Source organism: bacterium (genome assembly GCA_030019025.1).
Lineage (GTDB): Bacteria > Hydrothermota > Hydrothermia > UBA1063 > UBA1063 > UBA1063.
Window position 1 is genome coordinate 1 of the sequence record JASEFR010000056.1, and the last position, 616, is coordinate 616.

Below are 616 nucleotides of genomic sequence, written 5' to 3' on the forward strand. Positions count from 1 at the left end.
CAATTTAGTCCAAGCCATAGCAAAAAAGATAGGGATTTCAAAGAGACAGGCTTCTGAGTGCCTCAATGTGGTTTTAGACGAGATTACCAAAGCCCTTTCTAAAGGAGAAGAAGTGCAGCTTCCTGGTTTTGGAAAATTTTCAGTAACTCAAAGAAAAGAAAGAGAAGTCATTAACCCCAAAACCAAAGAGAAAATAAAAATCCCGGCCATGAAAGCACCGAGATTTAAAGCCGGCCGAATCCTTAAAGACGCCGTAAAATAACTTTAAACAAAGCCCGAGGCCGTTTATTTTACTCACCTTACGAAGGTGAGTAATTTAGTTTGGAGCGGGTGAAGAGGATCGAACTCTCGTACTCGGCTTGGAAGGCCGATGCTCTACCACTGAGCTACACCCGCCTCGGGGCACTCGGATTCGAACCGAGACTCAGACGCTCCCAAAGCGCCTATGTTAACCATTACACCATGCCCCGTACAACTTAGTTTACCATATTTTTATTTCTTTTTCAAATTGCTATAATATAATTGTGGTCCTCAAAACAATTCTCAGCCAGCTTAATATTCCGGCTCAATGTCGGCGATATGGCCTTCCTCTCTGGCAGTGTCCCTCGTTTCTTTT

At 43.5% G+C, this 616-nt stretch carries 1 protein-coding gene and 2 tRNA genes; 1 reads left to right on the forward strand and 2 read right to left on the reverse strand.

Features of this window, described 5'->3' with window-relative positions; translation table 11 throughout:
• Positions 1-262, forward strand: a 262-nt coding sequence (locus QMD82_08590; GenBank protein MDI6851970.1) for an HU family DNA-binding protein, incomplete at its 5' end; no start/stop codon positions are given.
• A gap of 60 nt (positions 263-322) precedes the next feature.
• Here QMD82_08590 and QMD82_08595 read toward each other — a convergent pair.
• Positions 323-396: transfer RNA gene (locus QMD82_08595), tRNA-Gly, on the reverse strand.
• Position 397: 1 nt separating this feature from the next.
• Positions 398-470: transfer RNA gene (locus QMD82_08600), tRNA-Pro, on the reverse strand.
• Positions 471-616 lie beyond the last annotated feature (146 nt).